General features: G+C 68.5%; 10 protein-coding genes, 1 tRNA gene and 1 other RNA gene. 6 read left to right on the top strand and 6 right to left on the bottom strand.

Features of this window, described 5'->3' with window-relative positions:
• Positions 1 to 450, top strand: a 450-nt coding sequence (locus tag VFF46_RS27660) for a phosphotransferase family protein (protein ID WP_325040154.1), incomplete at its 5' end; no start/stop codon positions are given.
• A 44-nt stretch (positions 451 to 494) separates the two neighbouring features.
• Here VFF46_RS27660 and VFF46_RS27655 read toward each other — a convergent pair.
• A tRNA-Ser gene (locus VFF46_RS27655) sits at positions 495 to 582 on the bottom strand.
• Positions 583 to 647: 65 nt separating this feature from the next.
• On the opposite strand from VFF46_RS27655, the gene VFF46_RS27650 reads away from it, so the two are divergent.
• On the top strand, positions 648 to 1,160 hold the full coding sequence (locus VFF46_RS27650) for a hypothetical protein (RefSeq protein ID WP_325040153.1): 513 nt from the start codon (positions 648 to 650) through the stop codon (positions 1,158 to 1,160).
• Here VFF46_RS27650 and VFF46_RS27645 read toward each other — a convergent pair.
• Positions 1,149 to 1,964, bottom strand: a complete 816-nt coding sequence (locus tag VFF46_RS27645; protein WP_325040152.1) for a TIGR03620 family F420-dependent LLM class oxidoreductase — start codon at positions 1,962 to 1,964, stop codon at positions 1,149 to 1,151. The two genes, VFF46_RS27650 and VFF46_RS27645, sit on opposite strands and share 12 nt — an antisense overlap.
• 217 nt (positions 1,965 to 2,181) lie before the next feature.
• Between VFF46_RS27645 and ffs the strand changes: the two genes are divergently transcribed.
• An RNA gene (gene ffs, locus VFF46_RS27640) (signal recognition particle sRNA small type) lies at positions 2,182 to 2,278 on the top strand.
• Positions 2,279 to 2,303: 25 nt separating this feature from the next.
• A complete protein-coding gene (gene nadE, locus VFF46_RS27635) occupies positions 2,304 to 3,122 on the top strand; it encodes an ammonia-dependent NAD(+) synthetase (RefSeq protein ID WP_325040151.1) in 819 nt (272 codons plus the stop codon).
• Here nadE and VFF46_RS27630 read toward each other — a convergent pair.
• Positions 3,115 to 3,318 carry an alpha/beta hydrolase gene (locus tag VFF46_RS27630; RefSeq protein ID WP_325040150.1) on the bottom strand — a complete coding sequence of 68 codons (204 nt, stop codon included), beginning with the start codon at positions 3,316 to 3,318 and terminating at the stop codon, positions 3,115 to 3,117. The genes nadE and VFF46_RS27630 overlap by 8 nt on opposite strands.
• A 57-nt stretch (positions 3,319 to 3,375) precedes the next feature.
• Between VFF46_RS27630 and VFF46_RS27625 the strand changes: the two genes are divergently transcribed.
• Positions 3,376 to 3,510, top strand: coding sequence for a hypothetical protein (locus VFF46_RS27625; RefSeq protein ID WP_325040149.1), 135 nt, complete (start codon positions 3,376 to 3,378; stop codon positions 3,508 to 3,510).
• Between the two features lie 2 nt (positions 3,511 to 3,512).
• On the opposite strand, the gene VFF46_RS27620 is transcribed toward VFF46_RS27625, so the two are convergent.
• Together VFF46_RS27620 and VFF46_RS27615 are read right to left on the bottom strand one after the other, a co-directional pair.
• The gene (locus tag VFF46_RS27620; protein WP_325040148.1) at positions 3,513 to 3,917 is read right to left on the bottom strand and encodes an SRPBCC family protein; all 405 of its coding nucleotides are present in this window, start codon (positions 3,915 to 3,917) and stop codon (positions 3,513 to 3,515) included.
• 2 nt (positions 3,918 to 3,919) lie between these two features.
• Positions 3,920 to 4,396, bottom strand: a complete 477-nt coding sequence (locus VFF46_RS27615) for a MarR family winged helix-turn-helix transcriptional regulator (RefSeq protein WP_325040147.1) — start codon at positions 4,394 to 4,396, stop codon at positions 3,920 to 3,922.
• Between the two features lie 153 nt (positions 4,397 to 4,549).
• Between VFF46_RS27615 and VFF46_RS27610 the strand changes: the two genes are divergently transcribed.
• Positions 4,550 to 6,178 carry a long-chain fatty acid--CoA ligase gene (locus VFF46_RS27610; protein WP_325040146.1) on the top strand — a complete coding sequence of 543 codons (1,629 nt, stop codon included), beginning with the start codon at positions 4,550 to 4,552 and terminating at the stop codon, positions 6,176 to 6,178.
• Positions 6,179 to 6,238: 60 nt separating this feature from the next.
• Here VFF46_RS27610 and VFF46_RS27605 read toward each other — a convergent pair.
• Positions 6,239 to 7,108 (bottom strand): aminoglycoside 6-adenylyltransferase (locus VFF46_RS27605; RefSeq protein ID WP_325040145.1); only part of this gene is annotated, 870 nt, incomplete at its 5' end.

The raw sequence follows: 7,108 nt of genomic DNA, 5'->3' as shown, positions 1-7,108 counted from the left end.
CGCCCGCGCCCCATCGCCGTCGACGACTTCGCCACGGACCGCCGGACCGGCCGGATGCCAACCACACCCCTGCTGGACGAGGCCGACAACCTAGTACGCGCCCACGGCCGCCCGACCGAACCCTCGGTCTTCCTCCACGGCGACGTCTGGCCCGGCAACCTCGTCTGGTCCGCCAACACCGTCTCAGCCCTGATCGACTGGAAAACCGCCGGCGTAGGCGCTCCCGGAGTAGACCTCTCCGAACTCCGCAAACAAGCCGCCATCACCTTCGGCCCATACGCCCCCGCCCACGCCCTAACCGGCTGGCAACAAGCCTCCGGCCGCCCAGCCACCCACGTCCCCTACTGGGACGCAGTAGCCGCCCTCAACACCCCAACCACCCTCTACAGCCCCACAGCCACCACCCGCCGAGACGCCTTCCTCAGCCAAGCCCTCACCCACCTCCGCTAAACGCCAAAGACCCGGACGCTACACAGCAGTCCGGGCCTTCAACCTGGCGGAGGATACGAGATTCGAACTCGTGAGGGGTTGCCCCCAACACGCTTTCCAAGCGTGCGCCCTAGGCCTCTAGGCGAATCCTCCAAGCGGAGAGGATACCGGGCGGTGGTGGGGAATCCGAAATCGGGGCGCGGGTTAGGGTCGCGGGCGTGGACGAGTTGGTGTTGCGGGTGATCGGGCCCGGGGACGTGGATGCGGTGCAGGGGCTGATCGAGTCGGACCCGGGGTACACGGAGCGGATCACCGGGTATCCGCCGGGGGCGGCGGATGCGCAGAGTCTGTTGATGATGCGGCCGGAGGGGCTGGCGGAGGGCGCGAAGGTGGTGCTGGGGGCGTTTGACGGGCAGGGGCTCGTGGCTGTCGTCGACCTGCTCAGGGGATACCCGAAGGACGGTACTGCGTTCATCGGGCTGCTCCAGATCCATGGGCAGCAGCAGGCGCGCGGCTACGGCAGTACGACGTACGGCCTGGTTGAGCGGTACGTCGAGAGCACCTGGCCTGAGGTGCGGACGATGCGCCTGGCTGTGGTCGACACCAACGCGCAGGTCGCGACCGGATTCTGGCAGCGGCAGGGGTTCGTGGCGACCGGTGAGGTACGCCCGTACAGGTACGACAAGCTTGAGTCGGCCGCGCGCCTCTACGAGAAGCAGCTAGTCGAGTAGTACTGGCGCCAGCGTCCGCCACTGTTCTATTGGCTGCGGACCGGTCTCGCCGGTGATGACGTTGACTGCTACGTGGTCGGCGCCTGCGTCAAGGTGTTCTGTGAGCTTGGCCTTGATGTCGGTGGGGCTGCCCCACGCGGCTAGGGCATCGACCATGTGGTCTGGGAGTTCGGACAGGTCGCTCTGGCTGAACCCCTGGCGCTTCAGCGAAGCGACGTACCCAGGGATCGTTGTGAAGAAGCTGATCGTGTTCCTGGCGATAGTGCGGGCTCTGTCCGCGTCAGTCTCGAGTACTACGAGGTGGCTGACGGCCAGGAGCTTGTCCGGGCCTAAGACCTTCCTCGCCTCGGCGGAGTACGCCGCACTGGTCAGGAACGGGTACGCACCGGCAGAGCGCTCGCCGGCGAGCTGGAGCATCCGCGGGCCGAGCGCAGCGAGCACCCGGCGTTCTACAGGTACGTCGAGCTCGTCCAGGTAAGCGTTGAGCGTGGCAATCGGCTTGGAGCCGTGCGCTCCACCCAGACCGACAGTGAAGCGACCCGGTGCAGCGGCCTCCAAGGCGGCGTACGTCGCGCTCACATCGGCCGCGCTGTACTTCACCACCGCCAAGATCCCGCTCACGAACTTGATCGTCGTCGTTGCGTCCACGAGGTCGGTGATCGCCTGCAGCCCAGGCAGCGGCCCACCGGACAACCAGATCACCGGCCACCCGAGCTCCTCGGCCGCCCGCGCCGCGGCCACCGCCTCCGCGCTGCCGTCCAGTCCCGTGGTGATCCCGAACCGCCCAAAATGATGATCCGTCACCCAACAAGAGTGAACCTCGGTCGCCCGATCCGCACCCCTGTTCGCTCAGAGCGAGCGCGGTACGTCGCAGACGGCCCGCCCGGCCTCAGTGAAGTCGAACCGCTGTCCAGGATCTCGGTGCGTTCGACCTGCCGGATCCTTGCTGCCCCCAGAGCCGTCATGTGCCGAGGGTGGGAGTCCGATTCCCGGTTGCGGAGGGCTATCCCGTACACTCGTTTCCGGTTCCCCGCGTGGCGGTATCTCGCCCAATCCCCCCAGGGCCGGAAGGCAGCAAGGGTAAGTGAGCTCTTCCGGGTGCGCGGGGAATCCTCATGTTCAGGCCGCGTCGGAGGAGCCGGATTGAACCCCGAGAGCCGTTACCTGCAGGAACTGATCATCGCCGAGCTCGGCGTGCCCGCGGCGTTCGACGCCGACGATGAGATCGAGCGCCGGGTGGAGTTCCTGGCCGACCGGCTCCGGCGGACGGGCGCGACGGCGTACGTGCTCGGAATCAGCGGCGGCGTCGACTCCTCCACCGCGGGACGGCTCTGTCAGCTCGCCGTGGAACGGGTACGGGCGGAGGGCGGCCGGGCGACGTTCGTCGCGATGCGGCTCCCGTACGGCGTTCAGGCGGACGAGGCGGACGCGCGGCGCGCGCTCGAGTTCATCAAGCCGGACGAGACGCTCATCGTCGACGTGAAGCCGGCCACCGACGCCATGGTCGAGTCGGTGCGGCACGCCGGGCTCGGCGACCGCGAGGACTTCCATGTCGGCAACATCAAGGCCCGCCAGCGGATGGTCGCGCAGTACCTGGTGGCCGGTGCCCGCGGCGGTCTCGTGGTCGGCACGGACCACGCGGCGGAAGCGGTGATGGGGTTCTTCACCAAGTACGGCGACGGCGCGTGCGACCTGACGCCCCTGTCCGGTCTGACCAAGCGGCGCGTCCGTGCGGTCGGCGAACGGCTCGGCGCGGCACCGGAGATCACCGGGAAGATCCCGACCGCGGACCTGGAGACGAACAACCCGGGCGTCCCGGACGAGGCCGTGCTGGGCGTGACGTACGACGAGATCGACGACTTCCTCGAGGGTCTGGACGTCGACGAGAAGGCCGCGAGCACGATCATCGCGACCCACCGCCGTACCGCGCACAAGCGGGCCGTCCCGCTCGCCCTCAGCTGAGGAACTCGGTGACCTGCCGGGCAAACGCGCCCGGCTGCTCCGCATGCATGAAGTGCCCGACGCCGGCCGCGTAGCAATAGGTGCCCTGCCGTACGTCGGAGCGGAACCGGTCGATCTCCTCCGCGCTGGTGGCCGGGTCGTACTCGCCCTTGATCAGCAGCGCCGGCTGGGTGAGCTGACTGAAGTACGGCAGCACCTGGTCGCCGAAGCTGCTCGAGCTGGTGATCTGCTCGGAGAACTGACCCGACCGCTGGTGGAACTCGTCGGCCAGCTCGGTGTCCGCGGGAAGCTGCAGGTCTCGGTCGCCAGCACCATGTCCCGGACCGGTGAGAGGGTCGGACTGTCGACGTACAGTCTGGTGTCGCGGATTTCCGTCAGCATGGGCTGAGCCTAGGCGGTGTGCGCCAGCTGCATCTGGCGAATGCGGTTCGCGAGGCGGGCCAGGCGGATGGTCGCGATGTTGCGGTACGCCGGGCGCAGGACGGTCGCGAGTGGGCCGGACTGCTCGAACGTGTGCGTGACCCGGCTGTCCTCCCCGATCGTCCAGGTGCCGACCTCGCGGAAACCCGGGACCTGCCAGACGATCTCGACCCGGTCCGTCTCGACCACCGTGTACTGCAGCTCGCCGGTGAAGCCGGGGCGTACACGGAGCGCGTACCGCGTGCCCGGGTTGGTTTCGCGGGGGCCGTCGATGGCGAGGAACGCCTCGTTCCACTCCGGCAGGCCGAGGGCGTCCAGCAGCACCTGCCGGATCGCCGCCTGGCCGGCGTGGATGGTCTCGGTGGCCTGTTCCATGACTAGTTCTCCTGGTGGGCGAGTTCGGGACCCCGGCGGCGGGCCAGTGCGGCACCGGTCGGGAAGGCGTCGGCGAGCAAGCGGAGCGTGCTGATGGTCTCGTCGAGCGCCTGCCCGGCGAGACGGTCGTGCATGGTGCGGTGCAACCGGTTCTCCGCGGTGACGATGCGGCGGTGCAGTGCCCGGCCCTTCGGTGTCAGGCTGAGCGTGAGGTAGCGCCGGTCGACCTGGTCGATGCCGCGCGCGACCAGTCCTTGGGCGACCAAACGATCGACGAGCCGGCTCGGGCTGTTGCCGGTCTCGCAGACCAGCAACCCGCCGAGCGCGTTCAGCGTCATCGGCCCGTGGTCGCGGAGCACCCGCAGAACCTCTGCCTGGGAAGGCGTGATGCCCAGCGGGCGCAGCTCGGCGGCGAGCAGCCGATTGCCCTCGCGCTGGATCGCCAGCACGAGATAGCGAAACTCCTCGACAACCTTCATGGCCGACATATTACACGACATGTATGTCGTGTCATCTATTGGTTCCGGGGTGTCGCCGGTTGTTGTTGCCTGCGGCTCCAGTTCCGGAAGAGTGCCGGAGAAAGTCCGGTCGAGGTCATGGTCAAGGCACACCGCGGCTGGCACAGTGGCTTCATGAAGGGTCTGATGCAGAGTTACCAGCTGTCGCTGGACACGATCTTCCGGCGGGCCGAGCAGTTCTATCCGGACAAGACCGTCTACACGGGCGGCCCGGCGCCGACCAAACTGACGTACGGCGAGTGGGCCGATCGGACCAGACGCCTGGGTGGGGTGCTGGACACGCTCGGGATCACCGCCGACGGCCGCGTCGCGACGTTCGCGTGGAATTCGGGACGCCACCTCGAGCTGTACTTCGCCGCGCCCTGCACCGGCCGGGTGCTGCACACGCTGAACATCAGACTCTTCCCGGACCAGGTCGTGTACATCGCGAACCATGCCGAGGACGAGGTGGTGTTCGTCGACCGTTCGTTGCTGGGGCTGTTCCTGCCGCTGCTCGAGCGCCTCCCGCAGCTCAGACACGTGGTCGTGATGGACGACCTGCCGTCCGGCGCACCGACTGCGGCGGAGATCCCGGACGACCCGCGGTTCCACGACTACGAGGAGCTGCTGGCCGCCGCGGCGCCGGTGGAGTTCCACGTCGAGGACGAGAACCAGGCCGCCGCGATGTGTTATACGAGCGGTACGACGGGCAACCCGAAGGGCGTCGTCTACTCACATCGGTCGACCTGGCTGCACTCGATCGGTGTGCTGACCAACGCCGGCATCGGGCTGGCCGAGACGGACACGGTGATGCCGGTGGTGCCGATGTTCCACGCCAACGCATGGGGCCTCGCGCATGCGGCGCCGATGGCCGGCGCGTCGCTGGTGTTCCCGGGGCCGGACATGAGCCCGCAGGGGATCCTCAAGCTGCTGGTGGAGCAGGAGGTGACGCTGTCGGCCGGCGTACCGACGATCTGGCAGGGGCTGCTGCCGCTGCTCGACGGGGTCGAGTTGCCGAAGCTGCGGCGGATCCCGTGTGGCGGTTCCGCCGTACCGGAGGCGCTCTCGGAGGCATTCCGGAAGAAGCTCGGCCGGCCGATCCTGCAGGCGTGGGGGATGACCGAGACGAGCCCGGTCGCGACCGCGTCCCATGTCCCGGCACGGAACCAGGACCTTCCCGAGGAGGAGCAGGCACACCTGCGGGCCCGGGCCGGGCTGCCGTTGCCGGGCGTCGAGGTGCGGATCGTCGAGCCGGGTTCGATCACGCCGCTGCCCTGGGACGACGAGGCGACGGGTGAGCTGCAGGTGCGCGGTCCGTGGATCGCCGCGGAGTACTACCGGCCCGACGACGGCGCCCAGCTGAACACCGAGGACGGCTGGATGAAGACCGGCGACGTCGCGGCGATCGACGCGTACGGGTCGGTGCGGATCGTTGACCGGACCAAGGACCTGGTGAAGTCCGGCGGCGAGTGGATCAGCTCGGTCGAGCTGGAGAACCTGTTGATGGCGCATCCCGCGGTGAAGGAGGCTGCCGTCATCGGGGTGCCGCATCCGAAGTGGGACGAGCGGCCGCTGGCGTGCATCGTGCTGCAGGAGGGTTCGACGGTGACCGGTGAGGAGATCCTCGAGTACCTGCGACCGCTGGTCGCGAAGTGGTGGCTGCCGGACGCGGTCGAGTTCATCGACGAGGTGCCGAAGACGTCGGTCGGCAAGTTCTCGAAGAAGGACCTCAGGACGCGTTTCGCCAATTACCACCTGAAGTGAAGCCCGGCTGGTTGCCGCCGGTATGCGTGCCTGCGGCAACCAATTCTGGGCGGTCCGGCGTCAGGAGAAGTCGACGCCGAAATGATTGCGGAGGTGCTGCAGGGTTGCGTCGACGAACTCGGCCGGCCAGGTGTTGCCGGTGAGCTCGGCCAGTGCGGTGCCGCGGGCGATGAAGTCGCGGCAGATGTACAGGTTGGCCGCGACGATGTCCGACGGGTCGGTGCCGGCCGCCGGGATCGCCTCGAGTACGGCGCGTTGCTCGTCGGACAGCAGCGCGTTGAGGCGCTTGGCCCCGCTGGTCCGGCGGACGCCACGTTCGGCGAGCATGAGAGCCACGAGCTGGTCGCGGACGGCGCCGATGCCCTGGTTGGCGACGACCCGCTCGTCCCGCCCGAGCACGGTGACGAGGTTGCCGAGGAAGTAGAAGAAGAGGTTCACGGCAGCGGCCGGCCAGTACGGCTCAGTCGGGCGGCCGCCCCTGGGCTCGACGTCGCCCTCCGGGAACAACCTCCCGTCCCGGTCGAACAGCACCTTCACCCCGTCGTACTGGAACCGGTCGAACCCGGCCAGCGGATGCACGATCAGATCCACGTGCAACCAGTCCGGCGTGATCCCGAGCCCGCCGATCATCCCCGGCAGCCGGTCCGCCAGTACGGTCGGCCCGGTGAGCTCCCGCAGTACGTCGTCCCAGTGCTCCGTGTACCAGTCGGTGCTGTCGTCGGTGACCACCAGATGTACGTCGACGTCGCTGAACCGGTCGGCGGACCCGGTGGCGTAGCTGCCGATCAGGTACACCCCCAGCACCCGCTCGTCCGCGGGCAGGACCTCCGCCGCCCGCTTGATCACCGCCCGCTGCCGCTCGTCCCCAGCCGTCATCCCACCAACAGTAGGTCCCACCACGGCCACCTCCCCCACCACCCACCGCCCGCC

The sequence above is a fragment of the Kribbella sp. genome (assembly GCF_035655035.1).
Classification (GTDB): Bacteria; Actinomycetota; Actinomycetes; order Propionibacteriales; family Kribbellaceae; genus Kribbella.
Note: the sequence above shows the minus strand (reverse complement) of the source record. Positions and strands in the feature narration are given on the sequence as shown.